The 19,934-nt window shown below is 72.9% G+C and carries 20 protein-coding genes; 4 read left to right on the top strand and 16 right to left on the bottom strand.

Features of this window, described 5'->3' with window-relative positions:
- The first annotated feature begins 21 nt into the window (after positions 1–21).
- From ACTWJ9_RS22850 to ACTWJ9_RS22840, 3 genes are read left to right on the top strand one after another with little or no spacing between them, the layout of a single operon-like run.
- Positions 22–1,092, top strand: a complete 1,071-nt coding sequence (locus tag ACTWJ9_RS22850; protein ID WP_279336133.1) for a M4 family metallopeptidase — start codon at positions 22–24, stop codon at positions 1,090–1,092.
- A 21-nt stretch (positions 1,093–1,113) separates the two neighbouring features.
- Entirely contained in the window at positions 1,114–1,380 is a 267-nt protein-coding gene (locus ACTWJ9_RS22845) for a protealysin inhibitor emfourin (RefSeq protein ID WP_279336132.1), read from the top strand.
- Between the two features lie 58 nt (positions 1,381–1,438).
- Positions 1,439–2,749, top strand: a complete 1,311-nt coding sequence (locus tag ACTWJ9_RS22840; protein ID WP_443294704.1) for a GH1 family beta-glucosidase — start codon at positions 1,439–1,441, stop codon at positions 2,747–2,749.
- 100 nt (positions 2,750–2,849) lie between these two features.
- Here ACTWJ9_RS22840 and era read toward each other — a convergent pair whose 3' ends face one another.
- From era to ACTWJ9_RS22770, 14 genes are all read right to left on the bottom strand, one after another.
- Positions 2,850–3,803, bottom strand: a complete 954-nt coding sequence (gene era / locus ACTWJ9_RS22835) for a GTPase Era (RefSeq protein WP_279336130.1) — start codon at positions 3,801–3,803, stop codon at positions 2,850–2,852.
- Positions 3,804–3,952: 149 nt separating this feature from the next.
- The gene (locus ACTWJ9_RS22830; protein WP_279336129.1) at positions 3,953–4,429 is read right to left on the bottom strand and encodes a hypothetical protein; all 477 of its coding nucleotides are present in this window, start codon (positions 4,427–4,429) and stop codon (positions 3,953–3,955) included.
- A 256-nt stretch (positions 4,430–4,685) separates the two neighbouring features.
- Entirely contained in the window at positions 4,686–5,039 is a 354-nt protein-coding gene (locus tag ACTWJ9_RS22825; protein WP_279336128.1) for a cytidine deaminase, read from the bottom strand.
- A gap of 24 nt (positions 5,040–5,063) precedes the next feature.
- Positions 5,064–5,423, bottom strand: a complete 360-nt coding sequence (locus ACTWJ9_RS22820) for an MmcQ/YjbR family DNA-binding protein (RefSeq protein WP_387037034.1) — start codon at positions 5,421–5,423, stop codon at positions 5,064–5,066.
- Complete coding sequence (locus tag ACTWJ9_RS22815) at positions 5,420–6,748, bottom strand: hemolysin family protein (protein ID WP_387037037.1); 1,329 nt, start codon at positions 6,746–6,748, stop codon at positions 5,420–5,422. Before ACTWJ9_RS22815 ends, ACTWJ9_RS22820 begins: the two co-directional genes overlap by 4 nt.
- Positions 6,745–7,242, bottom strand: coding sequence for an rRNA maturation RNase YbeY (gene ybeY / locus ACTWJ9_RS22810; RefSeq protein WP_279336125.1), 498 nt, complete (start codon positions 7,240–7,242; stop codon positions 6,745–6,747). Before ybeY ends, ACTWJ9_RS22815 begins: the two co-directional genes overlap by 4 nt.
- A gap of 12 nt (positions 7,243–7,254) precedes the next feature.
- Entirely contained in the window at positions 7,255–8,328 is a 1,074-nt protein-coding gene (locus ACTWJ9_RS22805; RefSeq protein WP_279336124.1) for a PhoH family protein, read from the bottom strand.
- A gap of 163 nt (positions 8,329–8,491) precedes the next feature.
- Positions 8,492–9,658, bottom strand: coding sequence for a carbohydrate kinase family protein (locus tag ACTWJ9_RS22800; protein ID WP_443295918.1), 1,167 nt, complete (start codon positions 9,656–9,658; stop codon positions 8,492–8,494).
- 165 nt (positions 9,659–9,823) lie between these two features.
- Positions 9,824–11,125 (bottom strand): glucarate dehydratase family protein, encoded by a 1,302-nt coding sequence (locus ACTWJ9_RS22795; protein WP_443295917.1) that lies wholly within the window; start codon positions 11,123–11,125, stop codon positions 9,824–9,826.
- Between the two features lie 205 nt (positions 11,126–11,330).
- The gene (locus tag ACTWJ9_RS22790; RefSeq protein ID WP_279336122.1) at positions 11,331–12,323 is read right to left on the bottom strand and encodes an adenosine deaminase; all 993 of its coding nucleotides are present in this window, start codon (positions 12,321–12,323) and stop codon (positions 11,331–11,333) included.
- A gap of 20 nt (positions 12,324–12,343) precedes the next feature.
- Positions 12,344–13,249, bottom strand: a complete 906-nt coding sequence (locus ACTWJ9_RS22785; RefSeq protein ID WP_279336121.1) for a ribonuclease Z — start codon at positions 13,247–13,249, stop codon at positions 12,344–12,346.
- An 8-nt stretch (positions 13,250–13,257) separates the two neighbouring features.
- Complete coding sequence (locus ACTWJ9_RS22780) at positions 13,258–13,611, bottom strand: HIT domain-containing protein (protein WP_109376970.1); 354 nt, start codon at positions 13,609–13,611, stop codon at positions 13,258–13,260.
- Positions 13,612–13,701: 90 nt separating this feature from the next.
- Positions 13,702–16,986: a S41 family peptidase gene (locus tag ACTWJ9_RS22775; protein ID WP_443294703.1), complete on the bottom strand. Its 3,285-nt coding sequence runs from the start codon at positions 16,984–16,986 to the stop codon at positions 13,702–13,704.
- Positions 16,987–17,031: 45 nt separating this feature from the next.
- On the bottom strand, positions 17,032–17,616 hold the full coding sequence (locus tag ACTWJ9_RS22770; RefSeq protein ID WP_443294702.1) for a hypothetical protein: 585 nt from the start codon (positions 17,614–17,616) through the stop codon (positions 17,032–17,034).
- A gap of 103 nt (positions 17,617–17,719) precedes the next feature.
- Between ACTWJ9_RS22770 and ACTWJ9_RS22765 the strand changes: the two genes are divergently transcribed.
- Positions 17,720–18,067: a hypothetical protein gene (locus ACTWJ9_RS22765; RefSeq protein WP_279336118.1), complete on the top strand. Its 348-nt coding sequence runs from the start codon at positions 17,720–17,722 to the stop codon at positions 18,065–18,067.
- A 41-nt stretch (positions 18,068–18,108) separates the two neighbouring features.
- Here the strand turns inward: ACTWJ9_RS22765 and ACTWJ9_RS22760 are convergent, their stop codons facing one another.
- Positions 18,109–18,849: a 16S rRNA (uracil(1498)-N(3))-methyltransferase gene (locus ACTWJ9_RS22760; RefSeq protein WP_279336117.1), complete on the bottom strand. Its 741-nt coding sequence runs from the start codon at positions 18,847–18,849 to the stop codon at positions 18,109–18,111.
- Positions 18,846–19,919 (bottom strand): nitronate monooxygenase, encoded by a 1,074-nt coding sequence (locus ACTWJ9_RS22755; protein WP_279336116.1) that lies wholly within the window; start codon positions 19,917–19,919, stop codon positions 18,846–18,848. Before ACTWJ9_RS22755 ends, ACTWJ9_RS22760 begins: the two co-directional genes overlap by 4 nt.
- Between the last annotated feature and the right edge of the window lie 15 nt (positions 19,920–19,934).

Raw genomic sequence — 19,934 nt, 5'->3', positions numbered from 1 at the left:
CACAGTGCAAGAGTGCCGGACATGACCACCAACGGGGGCTTCGAGCCCGTCTTCTGCACCATCGTCCCGCCGCACGTCCTCGACCGGCTCGCGCAGGCCGAGGACCCCGCACTCTCCGGACCCGCCCGCCGCACCCTCCAGCGCGACGCCTACGAGCGCACCCAGCGCCGTCTGACCACGGTCGTCGGCGCCGCCCCCGCCGCCCCGCTCCCCGCGGCCGAGTCCGGCACGCCGCACCGCACCGTCCACGACGCCCGGCACGGCACGAAGCTGCCGGGGGCGGTGGCCCGCCGGGAGGGCGAGGAGCCGGGCAAGGACGCCACCGTCAACCGCGCCTACGCGGGCCTCGGCGCCACCTTCGAACTCTTCCTCAGGGCGTTCTCCCGCGACTCGATCGACGGCGCCGGGCTGCCGCTGGTCGCGACCGTGCACTACGACCGGGACTACAACAACGCCTTCTGGAACGGCGACCAGATGGTCTTCGGCGACGGGGACGGGGAGATCTTCCTCGACTTCACCCTCCCCGTCGACGTCATCGGCCACGAACTCGCGCACGGCGTCACCCAGTACACCGCCAACCTGGACTACTTCGGCCAGTCCGGCGCGCTCAACGAGTCGGTCTCGGACGTCTTCGGCGCCCTGATCAAGCAGTACACGCTCGGCCAGACCGCCGGCGAGGCCGACTGGCTGATCGGCGCGGGGCTGCTCGCCCCGCGGGTCACCGGCAAGGCGCTGCGCTCCATGAAGGAGCCGGGCACCGCGTACGACGACGACGTCCTCGGCAGGGATCCGCAGCCCTCGACGATGGACGACTACGTCCGCACCGGCCGCGACAACGGCGGCGTCCACATCAACTCCGGCATCCCCAACCACGCCTTCTACCTCGCCGCCACCACCCTCGGCGGGCACTCCTGGGAGCGGGCGGGGCAGGTCTGGTACGACGTGCTGACCGGTGGCGAGCTGTCGCAGGACGCGCAGTTCACGGACTTCGCGACGCTGACGGTGGAGGCGGCGCGGGCCCGGTTCGGGGAGGGCGAGGAACTGCGGGCGGTGTCGAAGGCCTGGGAGCGGGTGGGGGTGCGGACGCTGTAGTTCCGTACTAGACACGGACCCATGCGCATCCAGGTGACACGCACCGGCGGATTCGCCGGTATCGAGCGGCAGGCCGAGGTGGACACCTCGGGACGGGCCGACGCGCCCGAGTGGCACGCCCTGGCCGAGGGGGCCGTGGCCACGGGCCGGGGCACACCGCCGGCCGGGGTGCCGGACGGCTTCAGTTATCGGATCACCGTGGACGGGAGGACCGTGTACTGCGCGGACCCCCGGCTGACCGAGGAACAGCGCACGCTGATCAGCAGAGTGCTCCAGGAGGGCGCGTAACCACCGTTGTCCGCAGGGGCGTTGACGTGGGTGGCGGTCGGTGCGGATGATCCGTGCCATGGCGACGACGAAACCGGTCCCCCGCTTCCCGGACGGCTTCCTGTGGGGCGTGTCGACCTCGGCGCACCAGATCGAGGGCGCGGTGGACGAACGCGAACCGTCCGTGTGGGACGAGTTCAGCGCCGAGCCGGGGCGGGTGCGGGACGGTTCGACGGCCGCGGTGGCCTGTGACCACGTCCACCGCCACGGCGAGGACGTGGCGCTGCTGGCCGGACTGGGGGTGGACGCGTACCGCTTCTCGGTCTCCTGGCCGCGAGTGCGGGCGAAGGGCGGCCTGGACTTCTACGACCGGCTGGTCGACGACCTGTGCGCGGCGGGGGTGCGACCGGTGCCGACGCTGTTCCACTGGGACCTGCCGGCCGGCCTGGACTGGCTGGAGCGGAGCACCGCGGAGCGTTTCGCCCAGTACGTGTCCGAGGTCGCCGACCGGCTCGGCGACCGGGTGGCGCGCTGGATCACCCTCAACGAGCCCGCCGAGCACACCCTGTTGGGCCATGCGCTGGGCGTCCACGCCCCTGGCCGGAAGCTGCTCCTCGACGCGCTGCCGGTGGCCCATCACCAACTCCTCGCACACGGGCTGGCGGTGCGTGCCCTGCGCGCGGCCGGTGCCGGCGACATCGGCATCGCCAACTCCCACGGCCCGGTCTGGCGGGCCGGCCCGGACCCGGCGGACGTGGCGGCGGCGGACTTCTACGACATGCTCCTGAACCGCCTGTTCGCCGACCCCGTGCTGCTCGGCCGCTACCCGGACGGCCTCGGCGAACTGATGCCGGGCGACGTCGAGGCGGACCTGGGGGTCATCGGGGAGCCGGTCGACTGGTACGGCGTCAACTACTACGCGCCGACCCGGGTGGGCGCCCCGCAGGGCACCGGGACCGAGTTCGGCGGTGTCCGCATGCCGGCCGAGCTCCCCTTCTCGGTACGGGAGATCGAGGGGTACCCGGTGACGGACTTCGGCTGGCCGGTGGTCCCCGGGGCCCTGACCGAGCTCCTCACCGCCTTCCGGGCCCGCTACGGCGACCGGCTCCCCCCGGTCCTCATCACCGAGAACGGCTGCTCCTACGAGGGCGTCGACGACCAGGCCCGCATCGTCTACCTCGACGGCCATGTCCGCGCCCTGCACCGGGCGGTGGAGGCGGGCGTGGACGTGCGCGGCTACTTCGTGTGGTCCCTGCTGGACAACTTCGAGTGGGCGGAGGGCTACACCCGCCGCTTCGGCCTGGTCCACGTGGACTTCGAGACCCTCGAGCGCACTCCGAAGGCGTCCTACGGCTGGTTCCGGGAGATGCTGCGCGAGCAGCGCCGGTGACCTCGCTGCCGGTCCTTCGCGACCTTGACGTGCGGGTCGAGGCCGCGTCGGCGTGCGGCCGCCGACGTCCCTCAGGCACTCACCGAAGCACCCACCCGCGTCAGAACCCCAGTCGTCGCAGCTGCTTCGGATCCCGCTGCCAGTCCTTCGCCACCTTGACGTGCAGGTCGAGGAAGACAGGGGTGCCGAGGAGGGCCTCGATCTGCTGGCGGGACTTGATGCCGACGTCCTTGAGCCGCTTGCCCTTGGGGCCGATGACGATGCCCTTCTGGCTGGTGCGCTCGATGTAGAGGTAGGCATGGATGTCGAGGAGGGGCTTGTCGGCGGGACGGTCCTCGCGGGGCAGCATCTCCTCCACGACCACGGCGATGGAGTGGGGCAGCTCGTCGCGGACGCCCTCCAGGGCGGCCTCGCGGATCAGCTCCGCCACCATGACCATCTCGGGTTCGTCCGTCAGGTCGCCCTCGGGGTAGAGGGCGGGGCCCTCGGGCATCAGCGGGACGAGGAGGTCGGCCAGCAGGTCGACCTGCTGGTCCGTGGTCGCCGACACCGGGACGATCTCCGCCCAGGTGATCCCGAGCTCCTTGCCCAGCAGGTCGACGGCGATGAGCTGCTCGGCCAGGGTCTTGCTGTCCACCAGGTCGGTCTTGGTGACGATGGCGACCTTCGGGGTCTTCCTGATCCCGGCCAGTTCCTTGGCGATGAAGCGGTCGCCGGGGCCGAGCTTCTGGTCCGCGGGGATGCAGAAGCCGATCGCGTCGACCTCGGCCCAGGTGGTGCGGACCACGTCGTTCAGCCGCTCGCCGAGCAGTGTGCGCGGCTTGTGCAGGCCGGGGGTGTCGACGAGGATCAGCTGCGCCTCGGGGCGGTGGACGATGCCGCGCACGGTGTGCCGGGTCGTCTGCGGCCGGTTGGAGGTGATCGCCACCTTCTGCCCGACCAGAGCGTTCGTGAGGGTGGACTTGCCCGCGTTGGGGCGGCCCACGAAGCAGGCGAAGCCGGCCCGGTGGACAGCTTCGGCGGGCTGCTCGGATGACTGGGTACGAACACTCATGCCGCCCATTGTCCCTGATCCCCGAGGCCCCGCCGTACCACCCGCCCGCACCGGCCCGCACACCCCACCGGTCCGGACACCCGGTGGGGCGCCCGGACCGGTGGGACTGGGGAGTGGGGAGGGGGAACCGGGGAGTGACGGCCGGGGGGTCAGTCGAAGACGAACGGGCCCGGTGACTGCGGTCCGGTGGCCGTGCACGTGATGGTGATGAAGCCGAACGCGGTCACCTTCAGCGTGCCGCCGAACGCCTCCAGGCTGTCGCCGGACGCGACGGTCCCGGAGAGCGGGCCGACCTCGAGGGCGGCCCCGGTCGCCATGGCCGGGTTCTTGGTGCCCTTGAAGACGGTGGTGCCGCCGCCGGCCTTGACCAGGGTGAGCTGCGAGACGAGCGAGTCCTTGCCGATCGCGAGGGGTGCGGTGACCGCGGAGGTGTTGATGGTGACGGTGGCGGACGTGCCGCTCTGGGTGGCCGTGAGGGTGGCGTCGCCACCGCCCCAGCTTCCGCAGTCGGCGTTGACCGTGGCCGCCCCGGGGGCGACGGCGGCGGCGGAGGGGGCGAAGGCGAGCCCGCAGGCCGCCACGGCGGCGGCCAGAAACGCGCCGGTGCCGGTTCGTGTACCTCTCATGGAGTCCGGTTCCCTTTCCGTGGGGGGAAGTGCTCGGGCAGGTGGGAGCGGTGACGCTGCACGAGACGAAGGGATCCGACGGGCCGGGTCCGAGAGCCCGTCGGAGACAACGGTTCCATTGATGCGCGGGGGACGAGGCGGCGGCAAGGTGGAAATCCGGCCTATTTACCGCCGGTAACACCCCCCGTTGAATCACCCCCCTGGGGTGGCCCTTGGGGATGACCTCAGGGATGACCCCAGGGTGGCCCCACGGAGATCATCCCGCGGCGAGTGTCTCCCGGACCGTGCCGTCCGGGCCGGCCAGCAGCACCGGGGTTCCGGGGCCGCCGAGGTCCCGTACCGCCGCGAGGTCCGCGGCCGGCACCGACTCCTCCGTCGTCACCACGGCCGCCGCCTCCAGCGACTTCGCCCCGGACGCCACCGCCATCGCCACCGCCGTCTGCAGGGCGGTCAGCCGCAGGGAGTCCAGGGCCACGGTCCCCGCGACATAGGTCCGCCCGTTCTCGTCCCGCACGGCGGCCCCCTCGGGCACACCGTTGCGGGCCCGCGCGGAACGGGCCAGGGTGATGATCTTGTGGTCCTCGGGGTCGAGCGCGCTGCTGTCTGTCATGGACCCGAGCATACGGAGCCCTGCTCAGGGGCGGTCGAGGCGGAGCCGCTCCGCGCGCGGCAGGCCGGCGACGACCAGGTCGTAGGAGTCCTCGACCTGCTCCCGGACCAGCCCGTCGGGGAGCTCGCCGTCGACGGTCACCGTGTTCCAGTGGCGCTTGTCGAGGTGCCACCCGGGGACGATCAGGCCGGGGTGCTCGGCGCGGAGCCGGACCGCGTCCTCCGGGTCGCACTTGAGGCTGACCGTCAGGGGCCGCGCGTCCAGGGCGGTCAGCGCGAAGACCTTGCCCAGCACCTTGAAGACCGAGGTCTCCGGGTTGAACGGGAAGTCCTCCACGGCGGCGTCGAAGGAAAGACAGAGGCCACGCAGGTCCTCCGGGGTCATCGCGTCGGCTCCTCATCGACCCGGGACGGGTCCACCGGCTCCCCCGGGTCTCCCGGCGCCACCGGCTCCACCAGCACGGTGACGATCTTGTTGCGGCGGCCTGCCGCCGCCTCCGCCGTCAGCCGCAGCCGGCGCTCGTCGGGCAGGCCGGCCACGGCGGACGCGCCCGCGATCGGCACCCGGCCGAGCAGCTTGGCGAGCAGTCCGCCGACGGTCTCCACGTCCTCGTCGTCGTACTCCTCCAGGCCGTACAGCTCGCCGAGGTCGGTGATGTCGAGACGGGCGGTGACCCGGTAGCGGTCCTCGCCCAGCTCCTCCACCGGCGCGATCTCCCGGTCGTACTCGTCGGTGATCTCGCCGACGATCTCCTCGAGGATGTCCTCGATGGTGACGATGCCCGCGGTGCCGCCGTACTCGTCGATGACGACGGCGACGTGGTTGCGGTCCTTCTGCATCTCGCGCAGCAGATCGCCGGCGTTCTTGGTGTCGGGCACGAAGAACGCGGGCCGCATCGCCGTGGACACCAGCTCGCTCTCCGCGTCCCGGCTGATGTGCGTCTTGCGGGCCAGGTCCTTCAGGTACACGATGCCGACGATGTCGTCCTCGCTCTCGCCGGTCACCGGCATCCGGGAGAAACCGGAGCGCAGGGCGAGGGTGAGGGTCTGGCGGATGGTCTTGTAGCGCTCGACCATCACCAGGTCCGTCCGCGGGACCATGACCTCACGGACCAGGGTGTCCCCCAGCTCGAAGACCGAGTGCACCATGCGGCGCTCCTCGTCCTCGATCAGCGACTCCTGCTCCGCGAGGTCGACCAGCGCGCGCAGTTCCGCCTCGGAGGCGAAGGGACCGCGCCGGAAGCCCTGGCCGGGGGTGAGCGCGTTGCCGATGAGGATCAGCAGGGACGGGATCGGTCCCATGATCCTGGCCAGCGGCAGCAGCACGTACGCCGCCGCCGTGGCCGTGTTCATCGGGTGCTGGCGGCCGATGGTGCGCGGGGAGACCCCGACGGCCACGTACGAGACGAGGACCATGACCGCGATGGCGATCAGCAGCGCCTCGGCGGTGCCGTCGAACTGCCTCAGGCAGGCGTAGGTGACCAGCGCGGCGGCGGCCATCTCGCAGCCGACGCGGACCAGCAGCGCCACGTTGAGGTAGCGGGTGGGGTCGGCGGCGAGCTTCGCGAGCCCGGCGCTGCCCCGGCGGCCGGAGCGCACGGCCTCCTCGGCGCGGAAGCCGGAGACGCGCGCGATGCCCGTCTCCGCGCAGGCGAACAGCCAGGCGACGACGATCAGGGCGATCGCGCCGAGGAGGAGTCCGGGACTCATGACACGGTCGGGGCGGGGGACGGGCCGGTCATGCCCTTCTCCGCGCGCCAGCCGTCCACGATGGCGGCCTGCAGGCCGAACATCTCGGCCTTCTCGTCGGGCTCCTCGTGGTCGTAGCCCAGCAGGTGCAGCACACCGTGGACGGTGAGCAGGTGCAGCTCCTCGTCCATGGTGTGCCGCGTCGGCGCCTCGGCGCCCTGCCGGGCGGCGACCTCGGGACACAGCACGATGTCGCCGAGCAGGCCCTGCGGTGGCTCGTCGCCGTCCTTGGACGGCGGCCGCAGCTCGTCCATCGGGAACGACATCACGTCCGTCGGGCCGGGCAGGTCCATCCACTGGATGTGGAGCTGTTCCATCGCCCCGGAGTCCACGACGATCACCGAGAGCTCGGAGAGCGGGTGGATGCGCATCCGGGCGAGCGCGTAGCGGGCGATGTCGAGGATCGCCTGCTCGTCGACCTCGGTTCCGGACTCGTTGTTGACGTCGATCGACATCTGCTGTTCGGTCTACTTCCCCTTGTGCCCGGCCTTGTCCCGGCCGCCGCTCTGGTGCGTGCCGTTCTGGGTGCCGTGCTCGCTGTCGTACTGCTCGTACGCGTCGACGATACGGCCCACCAGCCGGTGGCGTACGACGTCCTGCGACGACAGCCGGGAGAAGTGGACGTCCTCGAGGCCCTCCAGGATGTCCTGCACCTGCCGCAGACCGGACTTGGTGCCGCTCGGCAGGTCGACCTGGGTGACGTCACCCGTGATGACGATCTTCGAGTCGAATCCGAGCCGGGTGAGGAACATCTTCATCTGCTCGGGGCTGGTGTTCTGCGCCTCGTCCAGGATGATGAAGGCGTCGTTGAGCGTCCGGCCGCGCATGTACGCCAGCGGGGCGACCTCGATGGTGCCCGCCGCCATCAGGCGCGGGATGGAGTCGGGGTCGAGCATGTCGTGCAGGGCGTCGTAGAGCGGGCGCAGGTACGGGTCGATCTTCTCGTAGAGGGTGCCGGGCAGGAAGCCCAGGCGCTCTCCGGCCTCGACCGCGGGGCGGGTCAGGATGATGCGGTTGACCTGCTTGGACTGCAGGGCCTGCACCGCCTTGGCCATGGCGAGATAGGTCTTGCCGGTACCGGCGGGACCGATGCCGAAGACGACGGTGTGCTTGTCGATCGCGTCCACATAGCGCTTCTGGTTGAGCGTCTTGGGGCGGATCGTGCGGCCGCGCGAGGACAGGATGTTCTGTGTGAGCACCTGGGCCGGGGTCTCCTGGCCGTCGCTCTCCCCGTTCTCGCTCGCCTTCAGCATGGCGATCGAGCGTTCCACCGCGTCCTCCGTCATCGGCTGCCCGGTGCGCAGCACCAGCATCATCTCGTCGAAAACGCGCGAGACGAGGGCGACTTCGGCGGCATCGCCGACCGCGCTGATCTCATTGCCCCGGACATGGATGTCGGCCCCCGGGAAGGCCTTCTCGATCACGCGCAGCAGGGAGTCTCCGGAACCCAGCACGGTCACCATGGGGTGTTTGGCCGGGACGGTGAACTGGACTCTCGCCTGCTCCTGCGCGGGGGTCTGAGCTGTGGGTGTCTGAGTCATGGGCCGGCGCTGAAGGCCTGCGATTCCTCCTCGTCAGGGCCGCGCAGCTGAGGGCGGCCTCGCGCCTCCCAGGGTACGACGCGGCGGTGACAACCCCGTAGGCCTTTTACCGGCGGGGTGGTCGCGGACGGGCGGGGACCGGGTGACGGCCGGTGGGCGGGGGTCAGGCGGACCGGCCGAAGCCGATGGTGGGGACCGCTCTGCGCAGGGGCCAGGGGCGGACCAGCCCGTCGGGGATCAGGTCCGCGAGGAACGCGTACCGGCTCAGGGCGGCCGGGTCCTGGCCCTCGACGGACTGGACCTCGCGCCACCAGGCCGCGATCTCCGACCAGCCGGGCGCCGACAGGGAGCCGCCGAACTCCTGGACGGAGAGGGCCGCGGTCAGGCCGGCGAAGCCGAGGCGGTCGGCGAGCGGCCAGCCGGCCAGGCTGCCGGTGACGAAGCCCGCCACGAAGACGTCCCCCGCGCCGGTCGGGTCGAGGGCCTCGACGGCGATGGCGGGCACCTCGGCGCTCTCCCCGGTGCGCCGGTCCACGGCGTACGCCCCCTCCGAGCCGAGGGTGACCACCGCGACCGGCACGTGCTCGGTGAGGGCGTGCGCGGCGGCGCGGGGGCAGTCGGTGCCGGTGTAGCGCATGGCTTCCTCGGCGTTCGGCAGGAACGCCTCGCAGTGCCGCAGGTCGGGCAGTGCGGCGAGGTCCCACCGGCCGGTGTCGTCCCAGCCGACGTCGCCGAAGATCCTGGTCCCCTGCCGCGCGGCGTGGGCGATCCAGCGCTCGCTGCGTCCCGGGGCGAGGGAGGCGACCGCGCCCCGCGCGCGGGGCGGGCGGGGCGACAGGTGCGCGCCGGGCGGGGGCAGCTTGCCGCTGCTGGAGGCCGGCCGGTGGGAGGGCTCCTCCGGGGGCGGTTCGTGGCCGTGGGTGACCATGGTGCGCTCCCCCTCGTAGGCCATGGAGACGGTGACCGGGGAGTGCCAGCCGGGCACGGTGCGCGACGCGGAGAGGTCGATGGCCTCGCCCCGCTCCAGGGCGTCCCAGCAGTACTCCCCGTAGTGGTCGTCGCCGAAGGCCGCCGCGAGGGAGGTGCGCAGGCCGAGGCGGGCGAGGGCGGTGGCCATGTTGGCGACGCCGCCGGGGCTCGACCCCATCCCGCGCGCCCAGGACTCGGTCCCGCGCACCGGGGCGGAGTCGAGCCCGGTGAAGATGATGTCGAGGAAGACGGTGCCGGTGAGGTAGACGTCCCAGGGCGGGTCGCCGGGTGTGCGCAGCGCGGCGAGCGGGTCGACGTGGGGCACGCCGTGCGCCCCCGCCGGGGTGCCGCTGTGGCTGATGACGCCCCGGGGGGCACTGTCGTCGGCTCCCTCTTCGGACGACGTGGTGGACGCCTTCACGATGCGCTCCCTGGCCTGGTGCGGTTCCGGCCAGTGTGCACCACCTCACGGACAGCCCGCCGTCCGTCACGGCCGTCACATCCGGGGGTTCTTCGTCTCACCGGTTCACCAGCGGGGCACCGGCGGGGTGACCCAGGCGGGGTCGGTGATCCGCATGGCCGCCGCGTCGTCGCGGTCGCGGAGCGCGCCGTCGTCCGCCAGCCACCGCCGGTGCAGGGCGGCGAGCCGGTCGTGGTCGAGGGTGACGCCGAGGCCGGGGGCGTCGGACACCCGCACGGTGCCGTCCTCGAAGGTGAGGCGTTCGGTGAGCACGTCCTCGGACTGCCACAGGTAGTGGGAGTCGCAGGCGTGGTGCAGGTCCGGCACGGTGGCCGCGACGTGGGTCATCGCGGCGAGGCTGATGCCGAGGTGGGTGTTGGAGTGCATGGAGACGCCCACGCCGAAGGTGCGGCAGACGGCGGCGAGGTGCAGCGTGTTGCGCAGCCCGCCCCAGTAGTGGTGGTCGGAGAGGACGACCTGGACGGCGTCCGTGGTGAACGCCTCCTTGATCTCGGGGAAGGTCGTCACACACATGTTGGTGGCGAGCGGCACTCCGGTGCGGGCGGCGACCTCGGCCATGGCGGTGGTGCCGAGCGTCGGGTCCTCCAGGTACTCCAGGAGCCCGCCGACCTCCTCGGCCACCCGGACCGAGGTCTCGACGGACCAGGCCCCGTTGGGGTCGAGCCGCAGCGGGTGGCCGGGGAAGGCCTCGGCGAGGGCGCGGACGGCGGCGGTCTCCTCCTCGGGCGGGAAGACGCCGCCCTTGAGCTTGAACGAGGTGAAGCCGTACCGCTCCTCGAAGGCACGGGCCTGCGCGACGACGCCGGCCGGGTCCAGGGCGGCGCCCCAGTCGTCCTTCTCGGCGGCGACGCCCTCGGGGTGCTCGGCGTACCGGTAGAAGAGGTACGCGCTGTACTCCACGGCGTCGCGGACCTTGCCGCCGAGCAGTGCGTGCACGGGCAGTCCGAGCGCCTTGCCGAGGGCGTCGAGGCAGGCGACCTCGAAGGCGGAGGCGATGGACAGCCGCAGCTTGTCGGCGGTCTGCACACCGCGCAGCCCGCCGACGTCGACGGCGTCCTCCACCCGGGAGGCCGCCACGGAGACCTCGTCCAGGAGCACGAAGAGGCTGTTCACATCCGTGACCTGGCGTCCCTTCAGCTGCTCGGCGAAGGGGTGGGCGAGTTCCAGGTACTTGGTGTCGCCGTAGGTCTCCCCCACGCCGGTGGTCCCGTCCGCCGTGACGATCTCGACGATCAGCCGGGGCGTGTACGGCTGGTGCACCCCCTGGGTGTTCAACAGCGGCGGGTCGGCGACCAGGATCGGCGTGAGCCGTACCTCGGTGACGGTCAGGTCGCGGGCGGTCGGCACGGTCACGGGGCAGCTCCTACGAGGTCCAGGCCGGTGGCGGGCGGGGCCGACGGGCCAAGGCGCCGCCCCCGTCGCCGCACCGAGGCCCACCCGCGCCGTCCCACCGTACGAACGTCATCCACACATGGGAACAGAGGTGAGAGAGGCGAACAGACCCCGTCAATGGGAAGGACAGGAACCGCGGGAGCTGCCAGGACTGCGAGAACTACGGGAAGACGTAGGCCTCCACCTCGGCGAGGTAGCGCGCCCGGCGCTCCTCGTCGTCGTCCAGGAACGCGGCGAGGAAGGAGTTGCGGGCCAGTTCGCGCAGCCGCTCCGGGCCGAGGCCGAGGGTGTCGCGCACCGCGTCGAAGGTGTCCCCGACGTAGCCGCCGAAGTAGGCCGGGTCGTCGGAGTTCACCGTGCACATCAGGCCGGCGTCGAGCATCGCGGGCAGCGGGTGGTCGGCGAGGGTGTCCACGGTGCGCAGCCGGACGTTGGACAGCGGGCACAGGGTCAGCGGAACGCGGTCCCGCACCAGCCGCTCCACCAGCGCCGGGTCCTCCGTGCAGCGCAGCCCGTGGTCGATCCGTTCGACGCCGAGGACGTCCAGCGCCTCGGTGATGTACTCCGGTGGCCCCTCCTCACCGGCGTGCGCCACCCGCCGCAGTCCGAGCGCGGCGGCCGCCTCGTACACCTCGCGGAACTTCGCCGGCGGGTGTCCGACCTCGGCCGAGTCGAGGCCGACCCCGGTGATCCGGTCCAGGTGGGGCTTGGCGGCGTCCAGGGTCGCCAGGGCCGACTCGGCGGACTCGTCCCGCAGGAAGCACATGATCAGCCGGGTCGAGACGCCGTGCGTCCGCTCCCCGCGTTCCAGGGCCCGCCACAGCCCGTCGACCACCGTGTCCATAGCGACGCCCCGGGACACATGGGCCTGCGGGTCGAAGAAGATCTCCGCGTGCCGCACGCCCTGGGCGGCGGCGCGGGCCAGGTAGGCGTCGGCGAGGTCCTCGAAGTCCCGCTCGGTGCGCAACACCGCCATGAGCTCGTAGTACAGGTTCAGGAACGACTGGAGGTCCTCGAACCGGTACGCCTCGCGCAGGGCGTCGGTGTCGGCGTAGGGCAGTGCGACGCCGTTGCGCGCGGCGAGGGCGAAGGCGAGCTCGGGCTCGAGGGTGCCTTCGATGTGAAGGTGCAGTTCGGCTTTGGGTACGGGCATCGAAATATCGTACGGCGATCTCAGCGACGCTTCGGAAGCGGCACCCGCAGCAGATCGCGCGCCACGGTCAGCTCCCCCTCGTACCCGGCGGCCCGTGCCTGCCGTTCGAACTCCTCCGGGTCGCCGTAGCGCTGGCTGAAGTGGGTGAGCACCAGGTGCCGCACGCCCGCGTCCCGCGCCACCCGGGCCGCCTGGCCCGCCGTCAGATGGCCGTGCTCGACGGCGAGTTCCTCGTCCTCGTCGAGGAACGTGGACTCGATGACGAGCAGGTCGCAGCCCTCGGCCAGCGCGTACACCCCCGGGCAGAGCCGGGTGTCCATGACGAACGCGAACCGCTGGCCGCGCCGCACCTCGCTCACCTCCTCCAGCGGGACCCCGTCGAGCGTGCCCTCGCGCTGGAGGCGGCCGACGTCCGGGCCCTTGATGCCGTGCGCGGCGAGCCGGTCGGGCAGCATCCGCCGCCCGTCGGGTTCGACCAGCCGGTAGCCGTACGACTCCACGGGGTGCGACAGTTTCCGCGCCTCCAGGGTGTACCCGGCGGTGCGGGCGAGCGGGCCGTCGGCGCCGACCGGCGCCTCGGTGATGCCGACCGTCTCGCGGTAGGCGGTGGCGTAGCGCAGCCGGTCGAAGAAGCGCTGCCCGGAGCCCGGGTAGTGGGCGGTGACCGGGTGCGGCACCCGGTCGAGGTTGATGCGCTGGATCACTCCGGCGAGGCCGAGCGAGTGGTCGCCGTGGAAGTGGGTGACGCAGATCCGGTTCAGGTCGTGCGCGGCGACCCCGGCGCGCAGCATCTGGCGCTGGGTGCCCTCGCCGGGGTCGAACAGGATGCCCTCACCGTCCCAGCGCAGCAGATAGCCGTTGTGGTTGCGGTGGCGGGTGGGGACCTGGCTGGCGGTGCCGAGGACCACCAGTTCGCGTACGGACAAGGAGTCGCCTATCCGGGGGGCCACTCGAGACCGCGGCCGCCCAGGACGTGGGCGTGCGCGTGCCAGACGGTCTGTCCGGCGCCGCTGCCGGTGTTGAAGACGACGCGGTGGCTCTCCAACTGCTCCTGGTCCGCGACGGCCTGGGCCTCGCGCAGGACGTCCGCCGCGACCTCGGGAGCGGCCACGGCCAGGGCCGCCGCGTCCTTGTGGTGCGCCTTCGGGATGACCAGGACGTGCGTCGGCGCCTGCGGGTTTATGTCGCGGAACGCGACGGTCGTCTCCGTCTCGCGGACGATCGTCGACGGGACCTGCCCGGCGACGATCTTGCAGAACAGGCAGTCGTCCTGCGGTTCCCCTGCCATGGGTGTGCCTCCTCGCCCGGTTGCTGCCCGGTCACTGCCCGGGTGATGCCCGGGGGGTCGCCTACCCGGGCATCGTATCCGTCCCGGCCGTCAGGAAAGGGACGGCGGCTGCTTCGCGGGGTTCTCCGCCAGGGCCGCCAGCGCCAGCCGGACCGCCTCGTCCAGCTGCACGTCCCGCCCCGCCGCGTGGTCCTGCGGGCGCTGCACCACCTCGACGTCCGGGTCCACTCCGTGGTTCTCCACGCCCCAGCCGTACCCCTCCAGCCAGAAGGCGTACTTGGGCTGGGTGACCAGGGTGCCGTCGACGAGCCGGTAGCGGCTGTCGATGCCGATGACGCCGCCCCAGGTGCGGGTGCCGACGACCGGGCCGATACCGAGCGCCTTGATCGCCGCGTTGACGATGTCGCCGTCGGAGCCGGAGAACTCGTTGGCGACGGCGACCACGGGGCCGCGCGGCGCGTCCTGCGGGTAGCTGTCCGGACTCATGCCGCGCGGCACGCCCCAGCCGACGATCCGCCGGGCCAGCTTCTCGACGACGAGCTGGGAGGTGTGTCCGCCGCGGTTCTCCCGGACGTCCACGATCAGGCCCTCGCGGGTCACCTCGACCCGCAGGTCTCGGTGGATCTGGGCCCAGCCGGGGGCCTGCATGTCGGGCACGTGGAGGTAGCCGAGCCGGCCACCGGACCGTTCGTGGACGTGGGCCCGCCGGTCGGCGACCCAGGCGTGGTAGCGCAGCGGCTCCTCGTCGGCGACGGGGACGACGACCGCGTGCCGCGGCTCCCCGCCGCCGGCCGGGGAGACGGTCAGCTCGACCGGTCTGCCCGCGGTGCCGACCAGCAGCGGCGCCGGTCCGGCCACCGGGTCGACCGGCTGTCCGGCCACGGCGACGATCGCGTCACCGGTGCGGATCGCGACGCCGGGCGCGGCCAGCGGGGAGCGGCCCTGCGGATCGGAGGTCTCCGCGGGCAGGATCCGGTCGACGCGCCAACTGCCGTCCTCGTGGCGGGAGATGTCCGCGCCGAGCAGGCCCTGCCGGGCACCGCCGCCGTGGCCGCCGCCCGGGGTGACGTAGGCGTGCGAGGTGCCGAGTTCGCCCTGCACCTCCCAGAGGAGGTCGACCAGGTCGTCGTGGGTGGCGAGCCGGTCGAGGACGGGCCGGTAGCGGTCGAGGACGCCGTCCCAGTCGACGCCGTTCATGTCCGGCCGCCAGTAGTTGTCCCGCATGATGCGGCCGGCCTCGTCGAACATCTGCCGCCACTCGGCGGCCGGGTCGACGAACTGGCGCACCCGGTCGAGGTCGACGGTGATGTTGCCGTCGCTGTCGTCGTCGTTCGGCGCGCGCCGGTCGCTGGGGACGACCTTCAGCCGCCCGTCGGTCCACAGCAGCACCCGCTTGCCGTCGCCGCTGACCTCGAAGTGGTCGGCGTCCGCGGCCAGATGCTCGAGGCGCTGCTGGACGAGGTCGTAGCGCTCCAGCTCGGTCTTGGGGTCGGGGTCGTCGGGGGTGGCCCTGGAGGCGCCGAGCACACCGCGCACCGGGTGCCGCAGCCACAGCACCCCGTCCTTGGCGGCGCGCAGGTTGGAGTAGCGGGCGGCCTCCACCGGGAACGGCACGATCCGGTCGGCCAGCCCCTCGAGGTCGATCCGGGTGGTGGGGGTGCCCTCGCTGTCGGGGGTCTCGTCCCGGTCCGGCGTCTCGAAGGGACGGCCGTGCCGCTGCGGGCCGAACGGGGACGGCGTCGTCGCGGCGAGGGTGATCAGGTGCGGGCGGTCGCCCTCGACGAAGGCGAGGTCGAAGACGTGCTCGTCGTAGACGGGGTCGAAGGAGCGGGTCGACAGGAAGGCGAGGTGCTTGCCGTCGAGGGTGAACGCGGGCGCGTAGTCCTGGAAGCGCAGCGGGGTCGCCTCGGTGACCGACAGGTCGGTGAGGTCGGCGAGCCGCAGCTGGCTGAGCGGGCGGGGGCCGGGGTGGGACCAGGCGAGCCAGGCGGAGTCGGGCGAGAAGGTCAGCCCGGAGACGTCGCCGTGCTCGCTGCGGTCGACCTCGCGGACCTCGCCGCTCTCCCGCTCGACGAGCAGGAGACGGCCGTCGTGCGAGGCGACCGCGGCGCGGCTGCCGTCGGGTGCCATGGCCAGGCCCAGGACGCGGCCGAGCTGTCCGGCGGCGATCCGGCGCGGCCTCGCTCCGGGGGCGAGGCCGGTGGCGGGGGCGAACTCCAGGGCGTCCTCGCCCTCGGCGTCCGTCACCCACACCACCCATTCCTCGCCGTCCGCGCGGAAGGTGTGCGGGCGGCGGGCCCGTACACCGGGGGTGGCGGCGAGCGCGCGGGCGGGGCCGGCGCGGTGGGTGACCCAGTGGACGGTGCCGCGCACGCAGACGGCGCTGCCGCGCGCGGTGTGGTCGGGGGAGGCGGAGCCGAACCAGCGGGCGGCGTTCACCGGGAACGGCTGGAGGTCGACGCGCTGCCCGCCCAGCCGGATGTCGAGCCGGCGCGGCTCGGCCCCGTCCAGGTCGTCGAGGATCCACAGTTCACCGGCGCAGGAGTACACGACGCGGGTGCCGTCGGTGGCGGCGTGCCGGGCGTAGAAACCCCCGAGGGGGGTGTGCCGGCGCAGGTCGGACCCGTCGGCGAGGGAGGAGTACAGGGCACCGGTGCCCTCGTGGTCGGAGAGGAACCCAAGCCTCCCCCAAGTTCTCGGCTCCGCTCGAACAGGGGGGACCCCCATCCCCACCCACAGCGGGTACTCGATGTTCCCGTCGAGGTCACCGTGCAGCCGGACGAACTCCCCTGAGCCGTCGGCCGGGTTGTCGGCACCGTCGTCCCCGTCTCCGGTGGCCTGCTCGATCCACAGCTTGCCCGCCGTGCCGCCCCGGTACCGCTTCCACCAGGCGGCCTCGCGGCCCATCGTCGCGGACAGCAGGACCGTGCGCGGCCCGTGGGCGACGTCGCCGACGGGGCCGTACGGCAGGGTGGTGGCGGGTCCGCCGTCGAGGGGGATCGCGCGGGCCCAGGTGCGGCGCAGACTGGCCTGGCCCTGGGTGCTGAGCGCGAGGACCTTCCCGTCTGGGGTCCAGCCGCGCACCTGGGTCTTCCCGCTCCCCCAGTACGTCAGACGCCGGCCGGGGCCGCCCTCGACGGGCGCGGTGTGCACCTCGGGGGCGCCGTCCCGGGTGGAGGTCCAGGCGACGGTGGTGCCGTCGGGCGAGATACGGGGGAGCGTCACCGGCACGTTGTCGGCACTCACCCGCCAGGCCCGGCCGCCGTCGAGCGGGGCGAGCCACACGTCGTCCTCGGCGGTGAAGGCGACCAACTCGCCGTGCGGATGCGGGAACCGGAGATACGCGGCGGGGGCGACCGATGCAGACTGTGTCACTCGATCACCCTATGCACGCGCGGTCGGCCTGGACAGGGGTTTGGATCACTTGCCCTCGACGGGGCGACAGGACGGGTACTGCTCGCACCACACGGTCGTGGTGACCGTCACGGTGACGGTGGGGTGGGGGTCCCCCCTGTTCGAGTGGAGCCGAGAACTTGGGGGAGGGCCCCGGTGCGTGGGCTCGCCCACCGCGGGCGGGCTGGTGGCGTCGCAGTCGCCCAGGCCGTCGACCCGGAACCACTGCTTGCCGTCCACTTTCGCGGTGATGTCCCCGCGCACACAGGCGCCGTCGACGGCATGGGTGATCTTCCCGGTGACGGTGATCTCCTTGCCGTCCTCGGTCTCCCCGTCGCAGTCCACGGTGGCCACGGTGTCCTCGCTCGCGGGCCGCGACGACGCGCCGTCCTGGTTCCCGTAGGAGGCGGTGCAGCTGAGCCACCGCACCCCGGCCTTCTGCCGGTTGAGCTCTCTGGTGACCGTCTCGTCGGTCGTGTACGCCACCGACGCCGTGCCGATCGCACCCGGCTCGCACGCCACGGCCCCGCCCACGGCGACCACGACCAACCCGACGGCCGACGCCGCCCGCCGCCACCGTGTCCCGTCCCGGACCCACCTCGATGCCCCCATGCCCGGCAGCCTGCCACCGCCCCACGCGTGACGGTAGGGCGCATACGGCCACTCCTCACTACCGTGGAGTGATGCGCAGCGAACGCCGGCCAGACGGCTCGTCGTGGACGACACCGCCCCGGGCGGAACGGCCGTCTCCCTGTGGTCGGTGCGTCATCGGCACCACACCGGCGAGCCCTGCCATGAGGTGCTCGCACTGACCCGGGAGGGGACGACGACCATGACCCACCTGGTGTTCCGGGGCGGCGAGGGCCGTTTCGTCCCCGACGGTTTCCTGCACTCCGGGGCTGTGGCCCTCGGCGGGCACGCGGCGCTCGACCTGCACGAGCCCGGTGTCGTACGGGCCTTCGTCGACGAGGCGGTCCGGCGCGGGCTGCTCACCGGGGCCGCGGAGCCGGACGGCTGGGACCTGTTCCCGGCGGTCGCCGCCGCCCGCGCGGCGGACCGCTGACGGCCGGCCGCGCGGCTGACGGCGAACGGCCGTCCGGGGGGTCAGGACCAGCGGCCCGTGCGGGCCAGGAGGACGGCCGCGGCGGCGGTGCCCGCGGTGGAGGTGCGCAGGACGCTGCGGCCCAGTCGGTAGGGCGTGGCGCCGGCCTGCGCGAAGAGCGCCAGCTCCTCCGGCGAGACCCCGCCTTCGGGGCCGACGACCAGCACGATGCTGCCGGTGGCGGGGAGTCCGGCGGTCGCCAGGGGCTCGGTGCCGCTCTCGTGGAGCACGGCGGCGAAGTCGGCTTCGGCGAGAAGTGAGACAACCTGCTTGCTCGTCGCCGCGTCCGCGACCTCGGGGAAGCGCGCCCGACGGGACTGCTTGCCGGCCTCCCGGGCCGTCGCCCGCCACTTGGCGAGGGACTTCAGACCGCGCTCGCCCTTCCACTGCGTGACGCAGCGCGCCGCGGACCACGGCACGATCGCGTCGACGCCGACCTCGGTCATCGTCTCCACGGCCAGCTCGCCCCGGTCGCCCTTGGGCAGCGCCTGGACGACGGTGAGCCGGGGCCACTCCACGGGCTCCTCGACGACGTCCCCGAGGCGCACGATCAGCCGGTCCTTGCCCTCGGTGCCGGTCACCTCGCCCTCGGCCCTGCGGCCCGCGCCGTCGGTGAGGACGACGCTCTCCCCGGCCCGCAGCCGCTTCACGGAGACGGCGTGCCGCCCCTCGGGGCCGTCGAGCACATGGTGCCCGGAGCCGTCCGTGCCGAAGTCCTCCACCACGAAGACCGGCGCGGTCATCCGGCACCTCCCGCCGACAACGCCGCGCGGGTGGCGGCGAGTTCGGCGACCAGCACCTCCACCAGCTGCCCGGCGGGCAGTTCCCGGGCCATCCGGTGGCCCTGTCCCGCCCACAGGGCCATACCCTGTGCGTCCCCCGCCTTGGCGGCGGCCCTGCGCAGCGGCGCGGCGAGGTGGTGGACGTCCGGGTAGGCGGCGGGCGCGTACGGGCCGTGTTCACGCAGGAACCGGTTGACCAGGCCGCGGGCCGGGCGTCCGGAGAAGGCGCGGGTCAGTTCGGTGCGCACGTACAGGGGGCTGGTCAGCGCCTGCTTGTGCAGGGCGTGCGCGCCGGACTCGTGGGTGGCGACGAAGGCGGTGCCGAGCTGGGCCGCCCAGGCGCCGGCCGCGAGCACCGCGGCGATCTGGCTGCCGCGCATGATGCCGCCGGCGGCGACGATCGGGATGCCCACCGTCTCCCGCACCTCGGCGACCAGGGACAGCAGTCCGACGCCGGAGCCGTCGTTCTCCGGGAGGTCCCGGTGGGTGCCCTGGTGGCCGCCGGCCTCGACGCCCTGCGCGATCACCGCGTCGGCGCCCGCCCGCTCCACGGCCCGCGCCTCCTCGGCGGTGGTCGCGGTGGCCAGGGTGAACGTGCCGACGCGGCGCAGGGAGTCCAGGACCTCGCGGGTCGGCACACCGAAGTGGAACGACACCACCGGCACCGGGTTGTCGAGCAGGACGGCGAGTTTGGCGTCGTAGCCGTCGTCGCGGCCGCTGTCGGGGTCGCCGAGCTCGGTCTCGTACCAGGAGGCCTCACCGGCCAGCTGGTGGGCGTAGACGCCCACGGCGGCCGGGTCGGGGGTCTCGGGCTGGGGCATGAAGACGTTGACGCCGAACGGGTGGCCGGTCAGTCCGCGCAGCTGCTTGATCTCCTGGTACATCCCGTCCGCGGTCTTGTACCCGGCGGCCAGGAAGCCGAGCCCGCCCGCCTCGGAGACGGCCGCGGCGAGCTGCGGCACGGAGACACCGCCCGCCATGGGTGCCTGCACGACGGGGTGCGGAAGGAGATCGGTGAGCGCCAAGGACATGACGGCATGTTGCCA

It is taken from the genome of Streptomyces sp. GDS52 (assembly GCF_052246875.1).
Lineage (GTDB): Bacteria > Actinomycetota > Actinomycetes > Streptomycetales > Streptomycetaceae > Streptomyces > Streptomyces cathayae.
Note: the sequence above shows the minus strand (reverse complement) of the source record. Positions and strands in the feature narration are given on the sequence as shown.

Bases quoted from the DNA above. Each gene is read 5' to 3' on its own strand.
- ACTWJ9_RS22850 (WP_279336133.1), top strand. From the start codon at position 22: ATGACCACCAACGGGGGCTTCGAGCCCGTCTTCTGCACCATCGTCCCG.
- ACTWJ9_RS22845 (WP_279336132.1), top strand. From the start codon at position 1,114: ATGCGCATCCAGGTGACACGCACCGGCGGATTCGCCGGTATCGAGCGG.
- ACTWJ9_RS22840 (WP_443294704.1), top strand. From the start codon at position 1,439: ATGGCGACGACGAAACCGGTCCCCCGCTTCCCGGACGGCTTCCTGTGG.
- era (WP_279336130.1), bottom strand. From the start codon at position 3,803: ATGAGTGTTCGTACCCAGTCATCCGAGCAGCCCGCCGAAGCTGTCCAC.
- ACTWJ9_RS22830 (WP_279336129.1), bottom strand. From the start codon at position 4,429: ATGAGAGGTACACGAACCGGCACCGGCGCGTTTCTGGCCGCCGCCGTG.
- ACTWJ9_RS22825 (WP_279336128.1), bottom strand. From the start codon at position 5,039: ATGACAGACAGCAGCGCGCTCGACCCCGAGGACCACAAGATCATCACC.
- ACTWJ9_RS22820 (WP_387037034.1), bottom strand. From the start codon at position 5,423: ATGACCCCGGAGGACCTGCGTGGCCTCTGTCTTTCCTTCGACGCCGCC.
- ACTWJ9_RS22815 (WP_387037037.1), bottom strand. From the start codon at position 6,748: ATGAGTCCCGGACTCCTCCTCGGCGCGATCGCCCTGATCGTCGTCGCC.
- ybeY (WP_279336125.1), bottom strand. From the start codon at position 7,242: ATGTCGATCGACGTCAACAACGAGTCCGGAACCGAGGTCGACGAGCAG.
- ACTWJ9_RS22805 (WP_279336124.1), bottom strand. From the start codon at position 8,328: ATGACTCAGACACCCACAGCTCAGACCCCCGCGCAGGAGCAGGCGAGA.
- ACTWJ9_RS22790 (WP_279336122.1), bottom strand. From the start codon at position 12,323: ATGCCCGTACCCAAAGCCGAACTGCACCTTCACATCGAAGGCACCCTC.
- ACTWJ9_RS22780 (WP_109376970.1), bottom strand. From the start codon at position 13,611: ATGGCAGGGGAACCGCAGGACGACTGCCTGTTCTGCAAGATCGTCGCC.
- ACTWJ9_RS22770 (WP_443294702.1), bottom strand. From the start codon at position 17,616: ATGGGGGCATCGAGGTGGGTCCGGGACGGGACACGGTGGCGGCGGGCG.
- ACTWJ9_RS22760 (WP_279336117.1), bottom strand. From the start codon at position 18,849: ATGACCGCGCCGGTCTTCGTGGTGGAGGACTTCGGCACGGACGGCTCC.
- ACTWJ9_RS22755 (WP_279336116.1), bottom strand. From the start codon at position 19,919: ATGTCCTTGGCGCTCACCGATCTCCTTCCGCACCCCGTCGTGCAGGCA.